A 22772-nucleotide genomic window follows, 5' to 3' on the forward strand; every position below is an offset into this window, starting at 1 on the left:
TACAAGGCTTCACGGTTCCGAAATGCCGTGCCGGTATACAGGCGACACCATCCAGTGAGGAGATGCCGATGGCAACCATTGGTGAACTGGCCGCTGCCCTGCTGCGCTCCGGCCTCGGCCGCCGGGACTTCCTGCGCGCGACCGCCGCCGTCAGCGCCGCCGGTGTCAGCGCCGGCGGTGTGACGGCCTCGGCGAGTACGGCGAGTTCCGCGCAGGCCGCCGTACCGCGGGAGGTGTTGCAGCCTGGCAAGGGGCCGATCCACGGCCGTCACTATCTGCGGTCGACGCCTGACCAGGTCCGGTGGGGCTACGTCCCGTCGCTCGACAGCGCCCCGGTACTGCGGATTCGGTCAGGTGAGACCGTCACCGTCGACACGGTCTCCCACGAAGGCATCCTGGAGGACCAGGGCCGTGATCCGGTCGAGTACTTCGCCGGGCACGGCGTCGCCAGGTCGTCGGTGCTGGACGACGCCGTCGCCATCGCCCGCGACTACGACCGTGCCACGCGGAACTTCGACGTCGACGGGCCACATGTCGTCACCGGCCCGATCTTCGTCCAGGACGCGAAACCCGGCGACGTACTCAAGATCGAGATGCTGTCGATGCTCCCGCGCGTCCCGTACGGCGTGGTGTCCAGCCGGCACGGGAAGGGTGCACTCCCCCGACTGGCCGGCGGCGGTGTCCCGGCCGGGATCACGATCGACGAGATCATGCCGCCGGTCGAGACCGACGGTCGCGCCACCGGCGACCCGACCCGGTACGGCAACGTCTCGGTGTTCACCCCGGTCCGGGGCGGACGCGGGGTGATGGCGCGCGGCAAAGTGACCTTCCCGCTGAACCCGTTCATGGGACTGATGGGCGTCGCGTTCGCCGGCTCGGCATCGCCGACAGCACCGGAGCTGAACTCGATCCCGCCGACGCTCGGCGGCGGGAACATCGACATCAACCTGCTCGGCGTCCGGTCCACGTTCTATCTGCCCGTGTTCGCCGACGGCGCGCTGTTCCACGTCGGCGACCCGCACTTCGCGATGGGCAACGGCGAGGTCGCGCTGACCGCACTGGAGGGCTCGCTGCGGGCGACCTTCCGGCTCACGGCCTGCAAGAAGGGCTCTGGCGACGCGCCGTCGGTGGCCTTCGGGTACCCGTTTGCGGAGACGCCGGAGGCCTGGGTCCCGATCGGCCTGTCCGACCCGGACGGCAGCCAGAACGGTCAGGGCAACGACCTGAACATTGCCATGCGCCGCGCGGTCGTGAACGCCCTCGACTTCCTCGAAACCGACCAGGGCATGGACCGCGCGACGGCGTACGCCTATCTGTCCGCCGCGGCCGACTTCGAGGTCTCCCAGGTCGTCGACCGGACCACCGGCGTCCACGGCGTGATCCGGAAGGCAGATTTCAGCTAGTCGTGTTCGACGACCGTGAGGGTCCAGCCGGCGCCCGTGCCGTCGAGCTCGGCGTTCCAGCGTTCGCTGACGAGTTTGTGGAGCGACTTCGGGGTGCCTGGATCCTTGCCTGATTCAAGGAGATGGCGGGCGACCAGGCCGCGGGTGTGCTTGGCGTTGTGCGAGACGACGGAGCGGACGCCGTTGCGTTCGCGGACGACGTTCACCGCGACCCACTTGGCCGCCTGGTCGCCGCTCGGCCGCCAGGCAGCCACGTAGGTGGACGAGCGGCAGTCGACGATCACCCCGTCGGCCTCCGCGAGTACGGCGGCCAGCGGGTCGCGCCATACCGAAGCAAGCGGTCCGAGGCCGGGCAACGTCGTACCCATGGACAGCCGGTACGGCGGTACACGGTCGGCCATCCGCAACGCGCCCCAGGCGGCGGACACGACGAGCAGGCGGTTGCCGGCCCGTCGCTTGCTGCCCGCGGACAAGGTTGCGTAGCCGAGGGCGTCGTACAGGACCCCTGAGTACAGCTCGGACACGGGCACGGCAGGCTCGGTGCGCCAGCGGGTGTTCCGGTCGACCTCACCTTGGAGGGAGGCTCCAACCCCGAGTACGTCGTACGCGTCGGACGAGGCGGAGACCTTCGCCAGCGTGTCGAGGACCTGCTCGCGGACAGGGTTCAGCTCCGGGAACGACAGCGACGAATGGTCGACAGCGCGACCGCGAGACCGTCCGGTCTTGCCTTCGGACGGCGGCAGCAGGATGAGGGTCACGTGAGCTCGTCCAGGGCGGCCAGGTCGGCGGCGGTCGGGTCCCACAGGCCGGCGGTGACGTTCTGCTCGATCTGCTCCGGGTTGGTCGCACCGGCGATCACCGACGCGACCGCGGGCTGCGCCGCGAGGCCGCCGATGGCGATGTCGATCAGGCTCAGGTCGCGCTCGGCCGCGAACGTCTCGAGCGCCTCGATCTTGTCGAAGTCCGCTCGCGCCAGCCGCTCCGGCTGAGTCGCGAGCCGGCTGCCCTCGGGCGCCGCCTCGCCGCGCTTGTACTTGCCGCTGAGCAGACCGGAGGCGAGCGGGAAGAACGGCAGCACGCCGAGGCCGAGGTGCTCACAGGCCGGGATCAGCTCGTCCTCGACGTCGCGCTCGAGCAGGGAGTACTGGTTCTGCGCGCTGATGAAGTGCTCCAGGCCGGCGGTCCGCGCGGCCCAGTCGGCGTCGACCACCTGCCAGCCGGCGAACTGGGAGCTGCCGATGTACCGGACCTTGCCCTCGGCAACGAGTTCGGTCAGCGCCGCCAGGGTCTCCTCGATCGGGGTGACCGGGTCCGGGAAGTGCAGCTGGTAGAGATCGATCCAGTCGGTGCCGAGCCGCTGCAGGCTCGACTCGACCGCCTTGCGGATGTACCGGCGGGAACCGCGGACACCCCAGTCCGGGCCGTTCACCCCCTGCATGTCACCGCCGAACTTGGTCGCGATGACCACCTCGTCGCGGCGGCTCCCGAGGGCCTTGCCGAGCAGTTCCTCGCTGTACCCGTGCTCACCGTGGTAAATGTCCGCGGTGTCGAACAGCGTGATCCCCGCGTCCACCGCGGCATTCACCACCGCATCCGTCCGGGTCGCGTCGAGGCGCCGCCCGAAGTTGTTGCAGCCCAGTCCCACCACGCTGACCGTGAGGCCGGAGTCACCCAGCTGCCGGTACTCCATATCCGTCATGTGCCAAGACTAATGACAGGCATAGAGTTGCCGGCATGCCGAGTCTCACCGTCGACGGCGCCCGTACCCGGGCTGCCGCGCTCTCCGTCCAGTCCTACGACGTCGACCTCGACCTGACCCAGGGCGAGCGCACGTTCGGATCCACCACCACGATCAGGTTCACCGCCACCGGTACGACGACCTGGCTCGACATCAAGCCGGACGAGCTCACCTCGGTGACGCTGAACGGTACGGCGGTCGACGTCGCCGGACTGAACGACGGGCGGCTCGAGCTGACCGGCCTGCAGCCGGACAACGAGCTGGTGGTGGTCGCGTCGATGCTCTACTCGCACGACGGGGAGGGACTGCACCGCGCGGTCGACGCCGCCGACGGTCTCGTCTACACCTACGCGATGTCGTTCCTGGACGCGGCGCCGCGGATCTTCGCGTGTTTCGACCAGCCCGACCTCAAGGCGCCGTACCGGATGAAGGTCACCGCGCCGAAGGAGTGGCTGGTGCTCGGGAACGGCGCGGCCACCCAGGTCTCCCCCGGTCGCTGGGAGCTGGCCGAGACGCCGCCGCTGTCGACGTACTTCGTCACCGTCGTGGCCGGGCCGTACCACCAGATCACCGACGAGCACGACGGGATCCCGCTCAGCGTGGTCGCGCGGCAGTCGCTCAAGGAGGCGCTGGAGCGGGAGGCCGAGGACATCTTCACGGTCTCCAAGCAGTCCTTCGACGAGTACCACCGGATGTTCGGCTACCGGTATCCGTTCGGTGAGTACCACCAGGCCTTCGTCCCCGAGTTCAACGCCGGCGCGATGGAGAACCCGGGCTGCGTCACCTTCCGCGACCCGATGGTGTTCCGGTCCGCGGTGACTGACGGCGAGCGGAGCAGCCGGGCCCGGACCGTCGTCCACGAGATGGCGCACCAGTGGTTCGGCGACATCGTCACGATGGAGTGGTGGAACGACCTCTGGCTGAACGAGTCGTTCGCCGAGTACATGGCGCACCGGGTCTCGACCGACGCGACCCAGTACACCGACAACTGGATCGACTTCGCCTTCGTCCGGAAGTGGTGGGGCCTGCAGGCCGACCAGCGGGCGTCCACCCACCCGGTCGCGGCCGACCCGGTCAAGGACGCGCTCGCCTCGCTCGACGACTTCGACGGCATCTCCTACGCCAAGGGCGCCGCGGTCCTCAAGCAGCTGGCCGCGTACCTCGGTGACGACATCTTCCTGGCCGGCGTCGCGGCGCACATCCGGGCGAACGAGTTCGGCAACGCGACGTTCGGCGACCTGGTCGCCAAGTGGACCGAGGCCGGCGCCGTCGACCTCGAGAACTGGGCCAAGCATTGGCTCCGCACACCCGGCCTCGACACGATCAGCGCGTCGCGGACCGACACCGGTATCACGCTGCGCCGCGTCGCCCCGGCCGCGTTCCCGGCCGAGCGTCCGCACAAGCTGACGGTCGGCGGGTACGACGCGGACGGTCAGGGTACGACGGTCGACGTACTGCTGGACGCCGACGAGGTGACGGTCGAGCTCGACCCCTCGGTCGCGGTGGTGATCCCGGACGCGGGTGATGACACCTGGGGCAAGATCCGGCTCGACGCGGACAGCCTGGCGAATCTGGCGTCGGTGCTTCCGAAGATCTCCGACGGGGTGACGCGGGCCGTCGTACTGAACAGCATCCGTGACGCGGTCGCCGACGCCGAGCTGGACCCGAAGCTCGGGTTCGACGTACTGATCGGGATGCTGCCGCACGAGACCAGCGACATCGCGGTCAGCACGATGGTCGGGTGGGCGAACACGCACCTGCTCGCCATCTACCTGCCGTACGAGCCGTACCGCGGCCAGCTGGCCGACACCCTCGGAGCGCGACTCCGGACCACGCCGGCCGGGAGCAGCCTGCAGTTGGCGGTGGCGCGTGGCTATGTGCGGTTCACGGACGAGGCCGACGTGCTGACCGGCTGGCTGAACGGTGAAGGTGTGCCGGACGGGCTCGCGATGGACGCCGACCTGCGGTGGACCGTCCTGCTCCAGCTCGCCCGCCTCGGTGCCGTCGGCGACGCGGAGATCGACGCTGAGCTGCAGCGCGACACGTCCTCCGAGGGTGTGGTGCACTCGGTCCGCTGCCGGGCCGCGCTGCCGACGCCGGAGGCCAAGGAGCGGGCCTGGACGCTGATCATGACGGACGCCGACGTGGCGAACTACGAGCTCTACGCCGCGTGCGAGGGCTTCTGGCATCCACGTCAGGTCGAGCTCACCTCGCCGTACGTGGACCGGTACTTCGCCGAGATCGCCGGCACCGAGAAGCTGCGGTCCGGCTGGGTCGTCGCACAGAGCGCGAAGCTCGCCTTCCCCCGGTACGCCGTCGAGCAGGCGATCGTCTCGCGGGCCTCGGATCTGGTCGCGGACGAGTCGGTCGCGGCCGGGATCCGGCGGTCGGTCGGCGACAGTGTGGACGACCTGAAGCGGGCTCTTGCGGTCCGTTCGGCGTTCGCCGGATAGCTCCTGAGTCGCGGTCACACCGTGTTGTGACTAATGTGACTGGTGTGATCACAAGGACCCTTGTGAGCAGGCAAGATGTGATTTCGTGACGTAACCTCCACAATGACCGCGCGGCACGGCGCGCCGGTCTTGGTCTGGCAGCACGTCCCGGGAGAGACTGTCGAGAACCGCACAGGAGAACAAAGGCAATGCGCGAGGCGAGGCTCGTCGGTCTGAGCCAGGATGGCAAGCAGCTCATCCTGGCGATGGCAGAGACGGGTGAGGAGTTCGCCATCCCGGTCGACGACCGGTTGCGTGCGGCCCTCCGCGGCGACCGTGCCCGACTCGGCCAGCTGGAGATTCAAATGGAGAGCGCGCTGCGCCCACGAGACATCCAGGCTCGTATCCGCGCCGGCGAAAGTCCCGAGGCGGTCGCAGCCGTCGCCCAGATGCCGATGGAACGCGTGATGGCGTTCGCCGGCCCGGTCCTGGCCGAGCGGGACCACATCGCGAGCCTCTCGCAGCGCGCTTCCGTGCGTCGTCGTGGCGGTGCCGACGCCCCGACCCGCAACCTCGGTGCCTGGGTCACCGAGCGGCTCCGCACCCGCCAGGTCGACCCGGCCTCGGCCGAGTGGGACGCCTGGCGGCGCGACGACGGCCGCTGGGCTGTCCGCGTCTCCTACTTCGTCGAGAGCCTGGACGAGGCGGAGCAGAAGGAAGAGAAAGTCGCCATGTTCGCGTACGACGCTCCCGGTCGGTACGCGGTCCCGGACGACGACGAGGCCCGCTGGCTGGTCGGCGAGCAGGCCCAGGTGCTGCCGCCGCCGGTGCAGCCGACCCCCCAGCCCGGTGAGCGCCGGCTGTCCGCGGTCGCCGACATCGACCTGTCGATCGCGCCCGACCACGGCGCCGACAGCTATGAGGCCGGCTTCGAGGACACGGTCAGCCTGCCGCGCAGAAACCACCCTGTTTCCCGCGAGACCACGCGCGAGGCATCGCGGGATGTGGAGCGTGGTCCGCGCCGCGTGCACTCGGTTCCGGATCCGGACACCGAGCCGACGCTGATCGACGTACCGATCGAGCAGCCGCCGGCCTTGCGGCCTGCCGTTCGTGCCGTCGAGAGACCCACCGAGCTCCCGGCCGAGGCCGCCTCCTTCGCTCCGCCGGAGGAGCGCGCTGCCGCCCCAGAGAACCCGTTCACCGAACGACGCTCTCCGGCACCTCCTCGTCGTACTGCTGAAGACCGCACTCCCCCACCTGTCGAGGAGCCCGCGCCCGTCCAGCAGCCGGTCCTGCCTGCGGAGCCTGCTCCGGAGCCGGCGCAGCCCGAGCCTGCGGCTGCACAGGCAGCTCCCGCCGAGGCTGCTGACACTGAGCCGGCCACTACCGAAGAGCCCAAGAAGAAGCCGGCCCGCCGCAATGCCAAGCGCGCCAGTGTCCCCAGCTGGGACGAAATCATGTTCGGCAAGAAGGCCGACTGAGCTGGACCCTCTGGCCGGGTAAGTTCCCGGCTCGTGCTCACAGGTCTTGAGGAGGCTGCGTTGGCAGCCACAGTGCTGGCGGTACGACGCGATCCGGAAGCACGCGAGGCGGTCGACAAATGCTGGCGCCCACTCCAGGAGCTGCAGCCGGACGGGCAGCGGAGTGCGTTCCTGCTGGGCTGGGCCTATCTTGCGCTGGATGATTACGCCTCCGCCTGGGAGTGCCTCAGAGCGGCGGTCGCCTACGGAACAGAACCGGAGCTGACCGGCCGCGCCGCGCTCCTTGCCGGTCTGGTCTCGATGCGTCGCGGGGAGCCTGCGGCTGCAGTGGCTGCCTGGCATCGCGGTTCGGACACGGTGACCGCCGTACTGGACGAGGTCGACTTCAGCCGGGACCTCGCCGTCCAGATCACCGACGACGTGATCCGGCCGGATTACGGCGAGCTCCGCGTAGGCGAGCCAGTCGTGCCTCGGTTGCTGGCCGGCTTCGACACCGAGACCCGGTCGCGGACTGCACTGGGCCTGTATGCGCAGCATTTCGCGGTGAAGCAGCACGCTGCCGCCGCACGAGCGGCCAGGCAGGTCGTGGCGCTGGGACACCCCGATTTCGTCGGCGCAGCCTGGCTTGGCCTGGCGGAGGTCCTGGTGATGACCGGCGACAAGGCGACTGCCGCGCAAGCCTGCCGAGAGGCCGTCGAAACGGCTGCCGCCGGACAAGCGCCTGTACGCGACATCCTCGGATTCGCCGACGTACCGGTCGCCGACGTACCGACGCAGGCGAAGACGCTGCTGGGCGTGCTGCAGCGAGATGCCGGTGAGATCGAGGAATCGCTGGCGACTCTCACCGACGCGGCGCGGGACGACGATCCCGAAGCGGCCTACGCGCTGGCCCAGACCTACGTGAAGGCGGATGACCTCGCGGCGGCTCGCGCGGCTTATCAGCGGGCGGCCGAGCACGTGAGTCCAGTGCAGGAAGAGGCGATCTTCAACCTCGGCCTGCTCGCGAAACAACAGCGCGACCTGGTCGAGGCGACCTGGTGGTTTGGCCAGTACATCAACGCGGGGTGGTCGGCCGGTGCGCTGGCGGCGGCTCATCTCGGGGAGCTCAACTATTGGCTGGGCAACAAGGAAGGGGCGCTGCACTGGTACGAGTACACCCTTCAGCACACCGAGGTCGAGGTGCTGGTCGAGGAGGCGGAGCAGCGGATGGCCGAGATGCTCGCGTCTGGTCCGGCCGACTGAAGTCAGCGCAGGGCCTTCAGGCGGCTGAGCGCCTGCATGGCGTCGCGCTCGATCCGTGAAAGCTCACCGAGGATGGTGCCCGCTTGCACCAGGCATTGCGCGTCGCCTGACTCTCCTGCCTTAGCGATCAGTGCGGCGACTTCGGTCCACAGTGCGGCGGCCTCGCCGTACAGCCTGTGGCCAGTGCGCAAGTGGCTGCTGTCGAGCAGGTCGGTGCATTCGCCGAGGAAGTCGCGGTAGAGGTTGCGGAACAGGGCACCGCCGGTGCCGGCCTTCTCCATCAAGAGGGCAGCCTGTGGCAGGTCCCGCTCCGGGTCGTCGGTCCGCTGAAGCCAGGTGCGTACCAGCTTGCCGGCCTTCTCGATGCCTCGGTGACCGAGGTTGGCGATGGGCGGATCGAGGAAAGCGTCGGCGCAGGCGGTGATGGCGGGAACGATCTGGTCCGACAGAGAGGGCAGCTCTCGGGGAGCGGTGAGGGTGAAGGACCGGTGCTTGGCGGTCATCGGGCCGCGCGCGGCCCTGGCCTCGGCGAGGCTGGTCAGACTCGTGGACACCGCTCCGCCTTGCTGGTCAGTGTCGATCAAGTACGCCGCGTGGTCGTCGTACCCGTACATGGCGACGACATGACCGCCGAAATGCACCTTCGCGCTGAAGTAGTCCAGGTAGTAGCTGTCGAGCTGCAGTCCGACTGAGTGGCCGGCCTGGATCGGCGCCACCACGTTCTCCCACGCCCGGCGGGGCGAGGTGGTCTCCTGGACGACGAGCTCCAATTCGAGTCTGGTCGCCAGGTTCCTGGTGAGCTCGAAAGGCTTGACTCGTCCGCCGAGAAACGGGAAGCCCACGTTCTTGCTGTCCCAGTAGATGAAGGACAGGCCCGAGCCGAGGCCGAAGAGCATGGGTTCGGACAGCTCGAGTCCCTGGTGCCGCAGCAGTACGCCCAGCGCGGTCGTCTCGCAGTGCTGCCCACCGCGGGCATCGACACCTGTCACCGTGGTCGGAAGTTCGTCAGGCACGCCATCATGGTGGACCCTCCGGCCAGGGGAGAGTCCAACGCTTCGCTGACACATCACGGACAGTTGTCCCAGATGGCGGACGGTGTTTGGCGTGGTCTGCCTGGCTCTGCCATCATCTTCGGCATGCAGATCCTGCTGTGTTGTTGCTGTTGTCGCTGACGCGCGCCGTCTCCGGCGCACGAGGCCTGTCCCTTTCCGTGGCCCGCCCGCCGACACCAGCACTCACAGGATCTTCCGCACATGAATCTCCCGGCCTTCGCCGATCTGCTCGCGTCCCGCGGCCTCCGTCTGCTGCCCGGCTCTCACGCCGTCCCGGTGGAGCTGCTCGTTCAGTTGCCCGACGCCACGATCACCCGGTTCACCGCCCGCGGCACGACGCTGCGGATGAGCCGCTTCTCCCCCGACGCGCTGACGTCCATCACTATCGCGGCTGAGTGCGGTTGCGGCGACCACCACCCGCAGACCGGCCCGACCCGGGTCACTCTCAGCCGGTACGCCGTACCGTTCGACGAGCGCACGATCGACGGCGAGCTCGTCTTCGGCTGGCAGTCCCACGAGGCCGGCCTGCTCCGCCTCCCCGACGCCGCCACCCACTTCTTCGCCCTCCTCGACCAGCTCCAGACCCCCAACCGAGTCCTCGTCGGAGTCGCCTGAACCCACTTTGTGCACCAGATGCGTACGCCGAGGCGCTCGACGTACGCACCTGGTGCACGAAGCCGCCGGAATCCGAGGGCCGGGCCGGATGGTCAGGGGCGGCGGTGGGGTAGTTCGTGGGTGTCGTAGTGGCGGCGGGCTTCTTCGACTTTCGCGAGGTTTGGGGACCAGTCGGCCAGCGAGTGGAACAGGGGCGCGAGGCTGCGGCCGAGGTCGCTGATCTCGTACTCGACCCGAGGCGGCACCTCCGGGTAGTAGGTCCGCACGACCAGCCCGTCGCGTTCCAGTTGCCGTAGCCGCTGGGTCAGCACCTTCGGCGTGATCACGCCGATCCGCCGCTCGAGCTCCACGAACCGCTGCTTGCCGAACTCGTTCAGGCTCCACAGGATCGGCGTCGTCCACCGGCTGAACACCACGTCGACCACCGGCGCGATCGGACACGCCTGCACCGGATCCACCTCTGTGCTCTCGATCACAACAGACCCCAATCCCAGTACTTTCCTCTAGGTACCTACTATGCCAGCGCAAGTAGCGTCCTCGTCAGTCAACCAACCGAGGAGCGAAAAGTGATTGTTGTGACTGGCGCGACGGGGAACGTCGGACGCCCGCTGGTGGAGACCTTGGCAGCGGCAGGCGAGCAGGTGACGGCGGTCTCGCGACGGGCCCAGGAGCTCCCGGCCGGCGTGCGGTCCTTCCAGGCCGACATGTCCGAGCCCGAGAGCCTGAAGCCCGCGCTCGAGGGAGCCGAGGCCGCATTCCTGCTGACCTCGCCCGACTTCCTGGCGAACGGCGATCTCGGAAGCGTCGTGAACGTCGTACGGGCGGCCGGCGTCCAGCGGGTCGTGTTGCTGTCGTCCCAGGGCGTGGGTACTCACCGCCACCCCTCGGCACTGGAGGACGTTGTCACCGAGTCGGGCCTGGAGTGGACCATGCTGCGACCCGGCAACTTCAACTCCAACGCCTTCCAGTGGGCCGAATCGATCCGCACTCGCCGGCTGCTCGAGGCGCCGTTCGGCGACGTCGCACTGCCGGCCGTCGACCCGGCCGACATCGCCAACGTCGCTGCCGTAGCGCTGCGCGAGCCCGGCCATGGCGGCAACATCTACACGCTGACCGGACCCGAGCCGATCTCACCGCGTCAGCAGGCGGACGCGATCGCGCACGCCGTCGGCGAGCCGGTGCGGTTCGTCGAGTTGAGTCGTGACGAGGCGAAGAGCCGGATGCTCGGCTACATGCCCGAGCCCGTGGTGGAGGCTACCCTCGGAGTCCTTGGCACGCCGTCCGCAGAAGAGCAAGCCGTCAACCCCGATGTCGAGCGCGTCCTCGGCCGCCCGGCTCGCACCTTCGCCGACTGGGTCGAACGCAACGTGGCCGCCTTCAGGTAGCTCGAACCAGCGGCAGGAAGATGTCGTCGACCAGGGAGGTGAGGGTGGCCTGGTCGACGGGGTCGCGGGTCAGAAGCATCTCGTGTCGGAGGAGGTTGATCGGCGCGGTGAGGACTCGATCGGGAAGGTCGGCGCTCGGAATCTCGCCGCGTGCCGCGGCCCGGTCGACGATCGTGCGCATCAGCCCGGACATCCGGGAGAACACCTCTGGGTCCATCGTCGGCGCCTCGGCGAGCAGGCCGTGGATGGTGTCCGGGCCGAGTGTCGCGAACCGTTCGACCATCCGCTGCAGCACGGCCAGTACGTCGTCCCGCAGGTCCCCGGTGTCCGGGATGTCCTCGACGATCGAGCCGGTCCGGTGCCGAACGGCCGCCAGCACCAGGTCGGCCCGGCTCTTCCAGCGGCGGTAGAGCACCTGCTTCCCGGTCTGGGCGCGGGCCGCGACACCTTCCATGGTCAGCGCCGCGTAGCCGCTCGCCTTCAGCTCCTCCCACGCGGCGTCGAGCAGCACGTTCTCCAGCTCGGCGCCGCGCCGGCGCTGCGTCCGCTCCATCGATCCACTCCCAGAAATTAGAGACCTTGCGTCTCTTGCATACCCGAGCCTACTCTGAACGACATAAGAGACGCAACGTCTCTTCGATCGTTTGGAGTACGGATGACCACCACCAAGGACACGGACCGCCTGGACCCCGCGGTCCTCAAACTCGCCGGGGTCCTCGTGCTGGGCGCGCTCGCCCCACTGCTCGACAGCACGATCGTGAACGTCGCCCTCCACACCCTCGGCGCCGAGCTGCACGCCTCGGTGTCCACGGTCCAATGGGTCAGTACGGCGTACCTGCTCGCACTGGCGATCGCGATCCCGATCACCGGCTGGTCGGCGAACCGCTTCGGCGCCAAGCGGATGTGGATCATCGCACTGGCCCTGTTCCTGGCCGGCTCGATGCTGTGCGGGGTCGCCTGGAACATCGGCTCGCTGATCGCGTTCCGGGTGATCCAGGGCATCGGCGGCGGCCTGATGCTGCCCATCCTGCAGACCCTGGTGATGCGCGCGGCCGGTCGCGAACGCATCGGCCGCCTGATGGCCGTGATCACCCTGCCTGCCCTGATCGGTCCCATCCTCGGCCCGGTGATCGGCGGTGTCCTGGTCGGGCATTTGAGCTGGCGCTGGATCTTCTACGTCAACGTGCCGATCTGCATCATCGCGATCGTCCTCGCCATTCGCGTCCTGCAGCCCGTCACAGAGCCGACCGCAGCGGCGCTCGACATCCCCGGCTTGCTCCTCATCTCCCCCGCTTTGGCCGGCATCATCTACGGCCTCACCCAGGTCGGCGAGCATGGCGGCTTCGTCCACCCCACCGTCCTCCTGCCGCTCGGCGCGGGCCTGCTGCTGGGGATCGTCTTCGTCCTGCGAAAGGGCCCGTTGATCGACCTGACCCTCTTCCGCACCAGATCCTTCGCCGCCTCAACCGGGCTGCTCTTCCTCACCGGCTTCGGTCTGTACGGCGCGATGCTGCTCCTCCCGCTCTTCTACCAACAGGCCCGCGGCGCCACCGTCACCGCAGCCGGTCTCCTGCTCGTCCCCCAAGGCATCGGCAGCCTGCTGGCCCGAGCGGCCGGCGGCCTCACCGATCGCCTCGGCCCGCGTCCCGTCGTACTCACCGGCATCGTTCTCACCGCGATCGGCACCATCCCGTTCGCCTTCGCGGGTACGGCGTACTGGCTGCTGGCGATCGCACTCGTCATCCGCGGCGCGGGCCTCAGTGCCGTCAACCTCGCCGTGATGGTCGGCGCCTTCCGTGACCTCGAGCCCCAGCAGATCCCGGACGGCAGCAGCACGACCCGCATCATGCAGCAGCTCGGCGGAGCGTTCGGCGCCGCGACGTTGGCCGTGATCCTGCAGAACCAGCTGTCCGGGCACACTGTCCCCACCGCCTACGCGTACAGCTTCGCGTGGGCGATCGCGTTCACTGCACTCGCCGCCGTACCCGCGTTTCTCCTCCCCGCGCGGGGTCGGCGCGCAGGTGGCCGTGACGGCGACGCAAAGATCGGATAGCGTTTTCCGGGTCCTGACCGCGCACTTCACTGCAAGTAGGAGCGAGATGGCTGCGCCAGACAATGACCCGACACAACACCAGGTCGCGATCGTGGGGTGCGGCATCATCGGCCGCACCCACGCCGACACCATCGCCGAGCGGCCCGATGCGACCGTGACCGCACTCGTCGACGGTGACGCCGCCGCCCGCGAGGCGCTGGCCGCCCGGCTCAAGGAGGCCGGCCAGCCCGAGCCCAAGGTGTACGACGACCTGACCACGGCGCTGAGCGGGTCGGACATCTCGCTCGTCGCGATCTGCACCCCCAGCGGGACCCACGCCGCACTGGCCGAGCAGGCACTCAACGAGAAGAAGCACGTCGTCATCGAGAAGCCGCTCGATGTCGAACTGACCCGAGCGCGACGCCTCGGCGCGGCCGCCTCCCGGGCGGCGAGCCACGGTGTGGTGGCGTCCGTGATCAGCCAGCACCGGTTCGACGCGGGCAGCGCGCTGGTCCACGAGGCAATCCAGGCCGGCCGGTTCGGTCAGCTGACGTCCGCCGTCGCGACGGTTGCCTGGTGGCGCAGCGACGAGTACTACGCCTCGGCCGGCTGGCGCGGGACCTGGGCGCAGGACGGCGGTGGCGCGCTGATGAACCAGGGCGTGCACACCGTCGACCTGCTGCTGTGGTTCATGGGCCGCCCGGTGAACATCCAGGCGCAGGCTCTACGCGCGGCACACCATGCGATCGAGGTCGAGGACACCGTCGTCGCGACGCTGACCTTCGAGTCCGGCGCCGTCGCCACCCTGCACGCCACCACCGCGGCGTTCCCCGGTGGCCGGACGCGTGTGTCGGTGCACGGGACCGAAGGTGGCGCCGAGGTCGAGGACGATCTGCTCCGGCGGTTCAACGTGGACGGCTCCACCGATGACGTCGACGTCGACGCAGGTCCGCCCGGCCGGCACAAGGCGCAGTACGACGACATCCTCGGCGCGATCGCGAACGGCGGGCAGCCCGGCATCACAGTCCAGGACGCGATCGACGCCCTGGCCACGGTCCGCGCCGTCTACATCGCCTCGACCCTCCAACGCCCGGTCAAGTTCATCGACGTACTGGAAGGCCGCTACGACGACGTCGACGTCTCCCGAGGCATCCGCCTCCCTCCCAACTAATGCGTTACGTCCGAAGATATGAGGGCTATAGGCCACACATCTTCGGACGCAAGGGATGGGGTCAGGCGCCGGGATCGCGGTCGTTCAGGATGCGTTGGTAGAGGTTGCAGTCTTGCCAGGCACCGCCGGTGTGCAGGTACTTCGGGGCGTGGCCGATCTGGGTGAAGCCGGCGCGCTGGAGGACGCGTTGCGATGCGACGTTGTGCGTCCGCGTGCTGGCCGCGATCCGGTGCAGCTTGAGCTCGGTGTCGGCGATCTCCGCGACGGTCTCGACCGCGCGGGTCGCCAGGCCGCGGCCGACCGCGTCGATCGCGAGCCAGTAGCCGACGGCCGCACTGCGGAGCGCACCGGGAACGAGGTCGTTCAAGGTGATCGCGCCGACGATCCGGTCGCCCTCGGTCAGGACCCAAGGGACGGTCCGGTCGTTCTCGTAGTTCTCCAGCAACCTGGTCAGCCGTTCACGTTGACCGGCCGGCGTGAACCAGCTGTCCGGCCGGGACGGCTCCCACTCCTTCAGGTGGTCCCAGCTGCGGGTGTAGGTGTCGGCCAGCGCGGCGTCGTCGTCCAGGGTGGCGATACGGAGCTGAACTTCAGGAGTCAGCGGGCGAGGAGAAATCACCGGGGCAGCCTACGTGCTTGGCTGGGTGAGTCCGGCACACAAACCGAGGTCACGGTGCTTCCAGGGCTCCGTCGATGCGTCGTACGCCGGCGGCCCATTCGTCATGTCCGGACAGTTGCGCCGGATAGCGTGCCGCCGCCTCGAGATCGAGGTCGATGCCCCAGCCCGGTGCCTCGTTGGGCCGCAGCCAGCCGTCCTCGATCCGTAGTGTGCCGGGGAACACCTCGTACGTCGCCTCGTTGTAGAGGTGCCCCTCCTGGATGCCGAAGGCAACAGAGCTCACGTCGAGCGCGACGTTCGCGGCAGCACCGATCGGCGAGGTGTCGCCGGGGCCGTGCCACGCCGTACGCACCCCGCACAGCTCGGCCAGGTCGGCGAGCTTGCGGGCCGGGGTCAGGCCGCCGAGGTCCGAGACGTGCGACCGGATGAAGTCGACCCCGCCGTCGCGGACCAGCCGAACCGCGTCGCCCATCGACGTTGTCAGCTCACCGACCGCCAGCGGCACCGGCGAGGCCGCGCGCACCTCGGGCAGCCGGTCCCACAGCTCGGGCGCCAGCACGTCCTCGAGGAAGAACAGCCCGTACGGCTCGAGCGACCGCGCGAGCAGCACCGCTTCCTTCGGGGTCAGCCTGGAATGTACGTCGTGCAGCAGCTCCACGTTGTCGGGCAGCACCGAGCGGGCCGCCTCGAACAGGGCCGGCGTCGTCCGCAGGTAGTCCCGCGCGGACCAGCCGTTGCGGTACGGCGCATCCGGATAGAGCGTCGCCATCGCAGGAGCGCCGTACCCTCCACCGCCCGGTGTCGACATCTGCAGGCGGACGTGCCGCCAGCCCTGCGCGACGAACTTCTGCGCCTGCTCGAGCGTCTCCTCGATCGTGCTCCCGCTGGCGTGGATGTAGGTGTCGGCGGCCGCCCGGACCTTGCCGCCCAGCAGCTCGTAGACAGGCATGCCGGCGCGCTTGCCGGCGATGTCCCACAGCGCCTGGTCGATCCCGGAGATGGCGTTGTTCGTCACCGGTCCGCCGCGCCAGTAGCCGGAGTATCCAGCCAGTCGGGTCAGGTCACCGATGTCCCCCGGGTAGCGCCCGATCAGCAGTCGGGCCAGGTGCTCGTCAACAAACGTCTGCACTGCCTTCCACCGCTGGGTGAAGGTCGCGCAACCGAGCCCATACAGTCCCGGCTCGGTGGTGTCGATCTTCACCACGACCAGCGGGATGCCCTGGGGTGCGGTGACGATCGCCTTCACCTCCCTGATGCGTACGTCGTCCCGCACCGGCCAGGGCTGGTCGAAGTTCGAGGGCATTCAGATCTCCAGGGGAAGTGTCGGCAGGTCGAGTTCGTGGCGGGCCTTGAAGCCGAGCACGGTCCGGGCCGCGGTCAGGTCGATCGGCACCTCGCGCCCGATGAATCGCCGCAACCGCGGCACGTCCGGCGCGAAGGCATCCAGCAGAGCCTCGGTCTGGTACGGCGCATTCGTGTTGTCAGCGGCAACGAAGAAGGTATGGGCCCCGGACAACTGTGCCGTCAGCCCCAACTCGATCGCGTGAGCGGCATCCCGCTGGTCCAGGTAGCTCCACGCCTCCCGCATCCCGCCGGCCGGATCACGATGCGCTCCGTCCGCGAACTCTCGCAGTACCTCCACCGAGTTCACATGCGGGAACCGGAACGCGACCACGTCGATCCCCCACCGCCGCCACGCCATCCTGGCGGTGTTCTCGTCGTTCTGCTTGGACAGCGAATACGGATCGCCGATGTCGACTGGGATCTTCTCGTCCAGCGGGAAGTAGGCCGGCCGGATCTCGTGCGGGTTGAACGGGATCCCGGTCGCGTTGATGCTGCTGGCAATCACCGCCCGGTCGATCCCGAGCGCACCGGCCTGGGCGAGCACGTTGAACGTCGACACCACGTTGATGCTGTAGACGTCGTACGGCGTACCGGCCGAAGGATGAGCCAGCGCGGCCAGATGGACGACGAAGTCGACATCGGTGAGCGCCTCGGCGACATCGGCCTCGGACCGGGTGTCGCCGATCAGGACCCGGTCGGCCTTGAGATCCGGGTGCTCGAGATTCGACAGCGTGGTGACCAGCGCCCCGAGCGCGGTCAGGTGCTGCACCGCCACCAGCCCGATCCGCCCGGTCGCCCCGGTCACCAGCACCCGCCGGCCGTTCAGTGCTGAGTTCACCTGAGTCCCTTCAGAGGTCGGCGACAACCTGACGCGACTGGCAGGCTCGGAATAAGTTAAACCACGCGTGTTACTAACTCAACGGATACTGCGCTAGCGCTTTCGCTCAGCTGTGCAGATCGCCCATCGGCATGAACTTGGGCGCCTGTGTGTCGGCCAGGAAGTCGAGCAGCAGCCGGTTCACCAGCTCGGGCTTCTCCAGCGGCACTCCGTGCGACGCACCGGGTACGACGGCCACCTGAGCGTCCGGAATCGCCCGGGCGACCTCAGCCGCGTGCTCGATGCGCACGCAGTCGTCGTCCCCCTGCATCACCAGCACCGGCATCGGCAGACTCTTCAGACTGCCGAGATCCAGGTCAGGGAGCGTCGTCCACAGCTCGACCCACTTGGCGAAGACGACATCGAAGTGTTCTGGGCCGTCCGGTGACGTCTCGCCGTACTCCTGCCGGAACCAGCCCGCGAGGCTCGCGTGTCCTTCGCGGCTCAGCGTGAGGTGGTCGTTGGCCGGCGTACCTCCGGCGCGGGTGTGCTCGGTGCCGATCATCACCAGCTTGCGGACCAGGTCCGGGCGGCTCAGGGCGACCCGCACTCCGACCTTCCCGCCGTCACTCCAGCCGATGAGGTGCACCGGGTCGAGCTCCAGCGCCTCCAGGAACGCGACCGTGTCCGCGGCGTACACCTCGAACGTCACCGGCCCTTCGACATCCGGGCTACGACCGTGTCCGCGGCGGTCCGGGATGAACACCCGGTACTGCTTCGCCAGCTCGGGCGCCTGCGCCGACCAGCTGCCGCCGGCCGTCCCCCCGCCATGCAGCAGCACGACCGGATCGCCGTCCCCGAGGACCTCGTAGTACGTCCGCACGCCCCCAGCATCGATGTACTCGCCCATGCCCAACATCATCCGCCAGCAGACAAACTCCAATTAAGGCCATGACCGAAAGCCCTTCGACGGACGGCAACGCGGTCTTCGCGCTCAAGGCACGCAACCTCATCCGGATCGCGCTCGCTAATCCAGTGGAGGAGAGGTCACCAGTCGGAGAGGATGGCGCCATGCTGCTCCGACCCGCGACCGCCGACGACTTCACGTTCCTGACCGAGATGTTGCTCGAGGCATACAACTGGGACGGAACGCCCTGGTTCACCCTCGACAAGCTGCGCGCCGAGGACAAGGCCTGGCGCTACGTCGCCGGCTGGCCGCGCCCGACCGACTTCGGGGTCATCGCGGAGGTCGACGGCACACCGGCGGGAGCGGCGTGGGCTCGAGTCCTCACTGCCGATCGCCCCGGCTACGGCTACATCGCGGACGACGTCCCTGAGTTGTCTCTCGGCGTCTCCCCCGCATTCCGCCGCCAAGGCATCGCGCGTGCGGTGCTGACCGAGCTCATCACGGTCGCGCGCAGCAGTACGCCGTACACCCGGCTGAGTCTCAGCGTCGATCCGGCGAATCACGCGGCGAAGCTCTACCGCTCGCTCGGCTTCGAGACGGTAGGCACGGTCGAGACGTCCGAGACGATGGTCCTCCAGCTTTAGCCGAAGCCGCGGACGCGGAACTGCATCACGCGGTAAGGCCAGCCGGCGTCGGTTTTCCATTGGCTGACGGCCAGATGCAGGTCGCTCAGGGTGGAGCCGGGGATGATGTAGCCGCCGTACAGTTGGGCGACGTGGTTGTCGTCCTCGGCGCCCCACGCGCCGCCGTAGATCAGGGTCTGGCGGTACGCCGTGTAGAGGTTCGAGGTCGGGGTGTCCATGATGATGCCGTCGATCCGGTAGTCGCCGGCGTTGAACCAGGTGAGCACCCATTTGCCGCCGAGCGGACGGAGGCAGAGTTCGCCGAAGCTGCCGGTCAGGATCGGTGTCGCCGGGTTGCCCCACGCCCATACGCCGTCGCGGTAACCCCACGGCTCGTACGCCACCGGATTCGCGATCTGGTTGCTGCGTACGCGTTTGAGGATGATCGGCTTGTTGCGCTGGAAGCCGGTCGAGTAGACGTACACGTACCCGTCGTTGCCCTCACCCCAGGTCAGGCACTGGAACATCCCGCCGTCGAGGTTCGGATCGAACTTCGCGCCGGTGTGATACCAGGTCGCGCCTGAGTTGTCGCTGCGCCAGATCTCGGTCCAGACCACGTTGCCCAGACCCTTGTTCACCATCGCGTGCAGGTACATCGACCCGCCGATGGTGATCACGTCCGACGGCAGCACGGTCGAGAACACCGGGTTGTCGTGCTCGTACTCCCACAACTGCTGCGCGGCCGCTCCCCCGACCGCGCCGGACCACTTCACCCCACTGTTCAGGTCGGTCGTGGTCGACCACAGCGCGACCGGCGACCGCCACCAGCCGCCACCGACATAGGGCTGCTCGAAGGTGTCGCCGAACATGAACAGCATCCGCCCGTCCGGCGTACGGACCGGGATCCCCAGATCCGTCGCCGCCATCCGGAACCGATCCGTCAACCCGGGCCCGGTCAGATCAGCCACCTTGTTCGTCAGGACGGCCTGACTCCTGGCCGCAGCCGGCAGACCAGGTACGGCGGCCACCACACCGGCACCAAGAGCAGCACGAAGGAACGTGGATCGCTTCATCAGGACTCCCAGGGGCGGAGGGTGGAAATCGATTTCTCCGGACGATCCCCCAACCACACCCACAGCGTCAAGACCGAGTCGGGACCTTTCCACCACCGCCGAAAGGCGGCCCTGCCCGATAGCGTCCTGGGGTGGTGCCGACGAGGTTGGAGAAGGCTGCGATGAAGGTGCTGGGGTTCGACCAGCCGCAGGCGTGGGCGACGTGGGTCGTGTCGTGTCCGTCAGCGAGCAGGACCAGTGCGTGGTAGATGCGGAGTTGGGTGCGCCACTCGTAGAAGGTCATGCCGAGTTCGTTGTGGAAGAGCCGGCTGAGGGTGCGGCCGCTGGCTCCGATCGTCTGCCCGAGGTCGGCCAAGGAGGTGTTGTCTCCGGGCGTCTCGTACAGCAGTTGAGCGATGGCTCTCAGGCGATCGTCGCGTGGTTCTGGCAACTGCAGAGGCTGCTCGTGTGCCTCGTGGAGTTCGTCGACGAGGACGCGGTGCAGGCGAGTCCGGGCGGCCCGGTCGCGGTCCGGTGGGCCGGTCAGGGTGAGCAGGATTTCGCGAGCGAGGTCGGAGGCCATGAAGACTGCCGGATGGTCTGGCACGAGCCGGGCCAGGGATGCGGGCAGGAACAGGATCCGCATGTCGGTGTTGCCGTGTGCCCGGTGGTAGTGCGTGAACCCGCCCGGGGTCCAGGTGACTCGATTGGCCGGGACGATCGAGGTCCCGCGTTCGGTGTGAACCGACAGGACGCCGCGAGCTGCGTAGACGAGGTGCCCACGTGGATGGGAATGCGCTGAGCTCGTGCCGCCCGACGGCCACAGATGTATCCCCGCGGACGGAAACAGTTGGGACTGAGGAACTTGGCGGCCAACGGGCATAAGTTGGCATTTTACCGGTGGCCGGTCACGGCACCCGCTGGCAAGACTGCAGACATGATGATGCGAGCGGCGATTTGTGCCAGGCCGGGTGGCCCGGAGGTTCTGGAGATCCGTGAGGTGCCGGTGCCGGCGGTTCGGGCCGGCTGGAGCCTGGTGGAGGTGAAGGGCGCGGGCTTGAACCGGTCTGAGCTGAGGACCCGCCAGGGCCATTCCCCGACCGTGACCTTCCCGCGGGTGCTCGGGATCGAGTGCGTGGGAGTCGTCGCAGCCTCGACCGATCCCAGGCTGCCCGAGGGGACGACAGTTGCCGCGGTCATGGGGGAAATGGGCCGCGATTTCGACGGCGGTTATGCGGAGTATGCGTTGCTGCCGAACTCACTGCTGATGCCGATCACCACCACGCTGGAATGGGACGTCCTGGCCGCATTACCCGAGACCTACTTGACCGCACACGGTTCGCTGGACGCGTTGGGCGCCGTACAGGGGCGATTGCTGATCCGTGGCGGGACATCGTCGGTGGGAATGGCGGCTGCGTCGATTGCCTCCGGCCACGGTCTCGAGATCGCGGCCACGACTCGGCGGCAAGATAAGGCCGCTGCGCTCACTGCAGCCGGCGTCGACCATGTGCTCGTGGACAACGATGGATCACTGGCGTCCAGCATGCACTCGCTCTGGCCCGAGGGTCCCGACTACGTGCTGGACCTCGTCGGCGCGAGTACGACGGTGGACTCGCTGCACCTGGTCCGTCGTGGCGGGACAGTGTGCGTGGCCGGATCGCTCAGCGGATGGACGATCCCGAGCTTCGAAGCCATCGCGATGATCCCCTCCGGAACCAAGCTCACGGCCTTCCACAGCGACACCATGAAGGGCAACGCGCGCGCGTTGCAGCGGATCGTCGACGAGGTCGAGGCCGGCGTCTACAGGCCGAACATCGACCGGGTCTTCTCCCTCGACGACATCGGCAAGGCCCACGACTACATGGAGAACAACCAAGCCACCGGAAAGGTCGTCGTCGTGCCTTAAAAGGTGGCGATCGGGTTGACCGGGCTGCCGGACGTACCGGCGAAGCGGACCGGCGCGACGGCGAGCTGGAAGTCCCACTGGCCGAGCTCGGCAGCCGTCGTCGCGCACGCCTCCAGGTCGCAGTTGTCGAGTAGCCACAGACCCATCGCGACGAGACTCACGGCGTGAACCGGCATCAACACGTCTTCGTAGCCCGACGGCTGAACGTCCTGCGGGGTGTCAGCGCCGATCAGCGCGACCTCCCGTTCCTGCAGCCACGGCAGGCAGGACGCGTGCCAGCCGGCCTGTGTGAAGCCGCCGGCCGCACCGGCCTCGTGCCGAGCGCGGCCGTAACCGGTCCGCAGGAGTACCGCGTCGCCGGACCGCACCCGCACACCCTGGCGACGCTCGGCTTCCTCGAGATCGTCGGGAAACACAGCCTGCCCAGGTTCCAACCACGGCACCTCGCGGACCCTCGCAACGTCCAGCAGGACACCACGCGTGATGATCCCGTTCGCCGCCGCCGTGACGGCCGCCCACGCCGATCCCGATGCGGCGTCGACCAACGAGTGCGACCGCCCGTTGTACATCGTGCCGTCCCAGAAGAGGTGGCACGGCGAATCGACGTGGGTGATCGTGTTGCCGTGGAACATGATGCCGAGCCGCTCGTTCGAAAAGCCCCAGCGCCGGTCATTGTGGAACGGCGCCGGCATGTTCTCGGCGCCCGGCATGTCGGCGGCGCACGGGCACGTCGTCGTCGACCGCTCCATTTCGTCCGGTACGGCGACCTCCCAGGCGCACGACACACTCCTGCCGTGGCGCACGGCCCGCGCCGCCGCCAGCCGGACGTCGTCGGTGATGTGGTTCAGCGTGCCGAGCTCGTCGTCGTCGCCCCACCGTCCCCAGTTGGACAGCGTGTCGAAGTACCCGAGCACCTCGTCCTGTGTGGGTATCGGTCGCGCTGCCGTCATCCC

General features: G+C 68.4%; 22 protein-coding genes. 10 read left to right on the top strand and 12 right to left on the bottom strand.

Annotated elements, in window-relative coordinates; translation table 11 throughout:
- Positions 1 to 68 precede the first annotated feature (68 nt).
- Positions 69 to 1403: an acetamidase/formamidase family protein gene (locus V9K99_RS25745; protein ID WP_337004672.1), complete on the top strand. Its 1335-nt coding sequence runs from the start codon at positions 69 to 71 to the stop codon at positions 1401 to 1403.
- On the opposite strand, the gene V9K99_RS25750 is transcribed toward V9K99_RS25745, so the two are convergent.
- Entirely contained in the window at positions 1400 to 2161 is a 762-nt protein-coding gene (locus tag V9K99_RS25750; RefSeq protein ID WP_337004674.1) for a YaaA family protein, read from the bottom strand. The genes V9K99_RS25745 and V9K99_RS25750 overlap by 4 nt on opposite strands.
- Complete coding sequence (locus tag V9K99_RS25755) at positions 2158 to 3102, bottom strand: aldo/keto reductase (RefSeq protein WP_337004676.1); 945 nt, start codon at positions 3100 to 3102, stop codon at positions 2158 to 2160. Before V9K99_RS25755 ends, V9K99_RS25750 begins: the two co-directional genes overlap by 4 nt.
- 35 nt (positions 3103 to 3137) lie before the next feature.
- Here V9K99_RS25755 and pepN point away from each other — a divergent pair, with 35 nt between their 5' ends.
- The 3 genes from pepN to V9K99_RS25770 all read left to right on the top strand — a co-directional run bounded on the left by pepN (position 3138) and on the right by V9K99_RS25770 (position 8296).
- Positions 3138 to 5594, top strand: a complete 2457-nt coding sequence (gene pepN / locus V9K99_RS25760; RefSeq protein ID WP_337004678.1) for an aminopeptidase N — start codon at positions 3138 to 3140, stop codon at positions 5592 to 5594.
- A 188-nt stretch (positions 5595 to 5782) separates the two neighbouring features.
- Complete coding sequence (gene sepH / locus V9K99_RS25765; protein ID WP_337004680.1) at positions 5783 to 7054, top strand: septation protein SepH; 1272 nt, start codon at positions 5783 to 5785, stop codon at positions 7052 to 7054.
- 60 nt (positions 7055 to 7114) lie between these two features.
- Positions 7115 to 8296, top strand: a complete 1182-nt coding sequence (locus V9K99_RS25770; RefSeq protein WP_337004682.1) for a tetratricopeptide repeat protein — start codon at positions 7115 to 7117, stop codon at positions 8294 to 8296.
- 2 nt (positions 8297 to 8298) lie between these two features.
- Here V9K99_RS25770 and V9K99_RS25775 read toward each other — a convergent pair whose 3' ends face one another.
- Positions 8299 to 9309, bottom strand: a complete 1011-nt coding sequence (locus V9K99_RS25775) for a BtrH N-terminal domain-containing protein (RefSeq protein ID WP_337004684.1) — start codon at positions 9307 to 9309, stop codon at positions 8299 to 8301.
- 240 nt (positions 9310 to 9549) lie between these two features.
- Here V9K99_RS25775 and V9K99_RS25780 point away from each other — a divergent pair, with 240 nt between their 5' ends.
- A complete protein-coding gene (locus V9K99_RS25780; protein ID WP_337004686.1) occupies positions 9550 to 9963 on the top strand; it encodes a hypothetical protein in 414 nt (137 codons plus the stop codon).
- 92 nt (positions 9964 to 10055) lie between these two features.
- Here the strand turns inward: V9K99_RS25780 and V9K99_RS25785 are convergent, their stop codons facing one another.
- Positions 10056 to 10439 (bottom strand): winged helix-turn-helix transcriptional regulator, encoded by a 384-nt coding sequence (locus tag V9K99_RS25785; protein WP_337004688.1) that lies wholly within the window; start codon positions 10437 to 10439, stop codon positions 10056 to 10058.
- Between the two features lie 90 nt (positions 10440 to 10529).
- Here V9K99_RS25785 and V9K99_RS25790 point away from each other — a divergent pair, with 90 nt between their 5' ends.
- Positions 10530 to 11348, top strand: a complete 819-nt coding sequence (locus tag V9K99_RS25790; protein WP_337004690.1) for an NAD(P)H-binding protein — start codon at positions 10530 to 10532, stop codon at positions 11346 to 11348.
- Here V9K99_RS25790 and V9K99_RS25795 read toward each other — a convergent pair.
- Entirely contained in the window at positions 11341 to 11901 is a 561-nt protein-coding gene (locus V9K99_RS25795) for a TetR/AcrR family transcriptional regulator (protein ID WP_337004692.1), read from the bottom strand. The two genes, V9K99_RS25790 and V9K99_RS25795, sit on opposite strands and share 8 nt — an antisense overlap.
- 102 nt (positions 11902 to 12003) lie before the next feature.
- Here V9K99_RS25795 and V9K99_RS25800 point away from each other — a divergent pair, with 102 nt between their 5' ends.
- Positions 12004 to 13401 (top strand): MDR family MFS transporter, encoded by a 1398-nt coding sequence (locus V9K99_RS25800; RefSeq protein WP_337004694.1) that lies wholly within the window; start codon positions 12004 to 12006, stop codon positions 13399 to 13401.
- A 46-nt stretch (positions 13402 to 13447) separates the two neighbouring features.
- Positions 13448 to 14551 carry a Gfo/Idh/MocA family protein gene (locus tag V9K99_RS25805; protein ID WP_337004696.1) on the top strand — a complete coding sequence of 368 codons (1104 nt, stop codon included), beginning with the start codon at positions 13448 to 13450 and terminating at the stop codon, positions 14549 to 14551.
- 61 nt (positions 14552 to 14612) lie between these two features.
- On the opposite strand, the gene V9K99_RS25810 is transcribed toward V9K99_RS25805, so the two are convergent.
- The 4 genes from V9K99_RS25810 to V9K99_RS25825 form a co-directional block, all read right to left on the bottom strand.
- Positions 14613 to 15170, bottom strand: coding sequence for a GNAT family N-acetyltransferase (locus V9K99_RS25810; RefSeq protein ID WP_337004698.1), 558 nt, complete (start codon positions 15168 to 15170; stop codon positions 14613 to 14615).
- Positions 15171 to 15219: 49 nt separating this feature from the next.
- Complete coding sequence (locus V9K99_RS25815) at positions 15220 to 16473, bottom strand: enolase C-terminal domain-like protein (RefSeq protein WP_337004700.1); 1254 nt, start codon at positions 16471 to 16473, stop codon at positions 15220 to 15222.
- Complete coding sequence (locus V9K99_RS25820) at positions 16474 to 17352, bottom strand: NAD-dependent epimerase/dehydratase family protein (RefSeq protein WP_337004703.1); 879 nt, start codon at positions 17350 to 17352, stop codon at positions 16474 to 16476. It lies immediately after the preceding gene.
- A 106-nt stretch (positions 17353 to 17458) separates the two neighbouring features.
- Complete coding sequence (locus V9K99_RS25825) at positions 17459 to 18241, bottom strand: alpha/beta fold hydrolase (protein ID WP_337004705.1); 783 nt, start codon at positions 18239 to 18241, stop codon at positions 17459 to 17461.
- Between the two features lie 41 nt (positions 18242 to 18282).
- Here V9K99_RS25825 and V9K99_RS25830 point away from each other — a divergent pair, with 41 nt between their 5' ends.
- Complete coding sequence (locus tag V9K99_RS25830) at positions 18283 to 18882, top strand: GNAT family N-acetyltransferase (RefSeq protein ID WP_337004707.1); 600 nt, start codon at positions 18283 to 18285, stop codon at positions 18880 to 18882.
- Here V9K99_RS25830 and V9K99_RS25835 read toward each other — a convergent pair.
- Together V9K99_RS25835 and V9K99_RS25840 are read right to left on the bottom strand one after the other, a co-directional pair.
- Positions 18879 to 19934, bottom strand: a complete 1056-nt coding sequence (locus V9K99_RS25835; protein ID WP_337004709.1) for a DUF4185 domain-containing protein — start codon at positions 19932 to 19934, stop codon at positions 18879 to 18881. The two genes, V9K99_RS25830 and V9K99_RS25835, sit on opposite strands and share 4 nt — an antisense overlap.
- Positions 19935 to 20001: 67 nt before the next feature.
- The gene (locus V9K99_RS25840; protein WP_337004711.1) at positions 20002 to 20559 is read right to left on the bottom strand and encodes a helix-turn-helix transcriptional regulator; all 558 of its coding nucleotides are present in this window, start codon (positions 20557 to 20559) and stop codon (positions 20002 to 20004) included.
- A gap of 291 nt (positions 20560 to 20850) precedes the next feature.
- Here V9K99_RS25840 and V9K99_RS25845 point away from each other — a divergent pair, with 291 nt between their 5' ends.
- Positions 20851 to 21819 carry a zinc-binding dehydrogenase gene (locus tag V9K99_RS25845; protein WP_337004713.1) on the top strand — a complete coding sequence of 323 codons (969 nt, stop codon included), beginning with the start codon at positions 20851 to 20853 and terminating at the stop codon, positions 21817 to 21819.
- Here V9K99_RS25845 and V9K99_RS25850 read toward each other — a convergent pair.
- Entirely contained in the window at positions 21816 to 22769 is a 954-nt protein-coding gene (locus V9K99_RS25850; protein WP_337004715.1) for a cyclase family protein, read from the bottom strand. The two genes, V9K99_RS25845 and V9K99_RS25850, sit on opposite strands and share 4 nt — an antisense overlap.
- Positions 22770 to 22772: the final 3 nt, after the last annotated feature.

This window comes from Kribbella sp. CCNWLW201, from assembly GCF_037203805.1.
In the GTDB taxonomy this organism is placed as follows: Bacteria; Actinomycetota; Actinomycetes; order Propionibacteriales; family Kribbellaceae; genus Kribbella.

Coding starts and splice junctions, on each gene's coding strand:
- V9K99_RS25845 (WP_337004713.1), top strand. CDS start 20,851: ATGATGATGCGAGCGGCGATTTGTGCCAGGCCGGGTGGCCCGGAGGTT.
- V9K99_RS25780 (WP_337004686.1), top strand. CDS start 9,550: ATGAATCTCCCGGCCTTCGCCGATCTGCTCGCGTCCCGCGGCCTCCGT.
- V9K99_RS25840 (WP_337004711.1), bottom strand. CDS start 20,559: ATGCGGATCCTGTTCCTGCCCGCATCCCTGGCCCGGCTCGTGCCAGAC.
- V9K99_RS25805 (WP_337004696.1), top strand. CDS start 13,448: ATGGCTGCGCCAGACAATGACCCGACACAACACCAGGTCGCGATCGTG.
- V9K99_RS25795 (WP_337004692.1), bottom strand. CDS start 11,901: ATGGAGCGGACGCAGCGCCGGCGCGGCGCCGAGCTGGAGAACGTGCTG.
- V9K99_RS25815 (WP_337004700.1), bottom strand. CDS start 16,473: ATGCCCTCGAACTTCGACCAGCCCTGGCCGGTGCGGGACGACGTACGC.
- V9K99_RS25755 (WP_337004676.1), bottom strand. CDS start 3,102: ATGACGGATATGGAGTACCGGCAGCTGGGTGACTCCGGCCTCACGGTC.
- pepN (WP_337004678.1), top strand. CDS start 3,138: ATGCCGAGTCTCACCGTCGACGGCGCCCGTACCCGGGCTGCCGCGCTC.
- V9K99_RS25800 (WP_337004694.1), top strand. CDS start 12,004: ATGACCACCACCAAGGACACGGACCGCCTGGACCCCGCGGTCCTCAAA.
- V9K99_RS25830 (WP_337004707.1), top strand. CDS start 18,283: ATGACCGAAAGCCCTTCGACGGACGGCAACGCGGTCTTCGCGCTCAAG.
- V9K99_RS25850 (WP_337004715.1), bottom strand. CDS start 22,769: ATGACGGCAGCGCGACCGATACCCACACAGGACGAGGTGCTCGGGTAC.
- V9K99_RS25835 (WP_337004709.1), bottom strand. CDS start 19,934: ATGAAGCGATCCACGTTCCTTCGTGCTGCTCTTGGTGCCGGTGTGGTG.
- V9K99_RS25745 (WP_337004672.1), top strand. CDS start 69: ATGGCAACCATTGGTGAACTGGCCGCTGCCCTGCTGCGCTCCGGCCTC.
- sepH (WP_337004680.1), top strand. CDS start 5,783: ATGCGCGAGGCGAGGCTCGTCGGTCTGAGCCAGGATGGCAAGCAGCTC.
- V9K99_RS25825 (WP_337004705.1), bottom strand. CDS start 18,241: ATGGGCGAGTACATCGATGCTGGGGGCGTGCGGACGTACTACGAGGTC.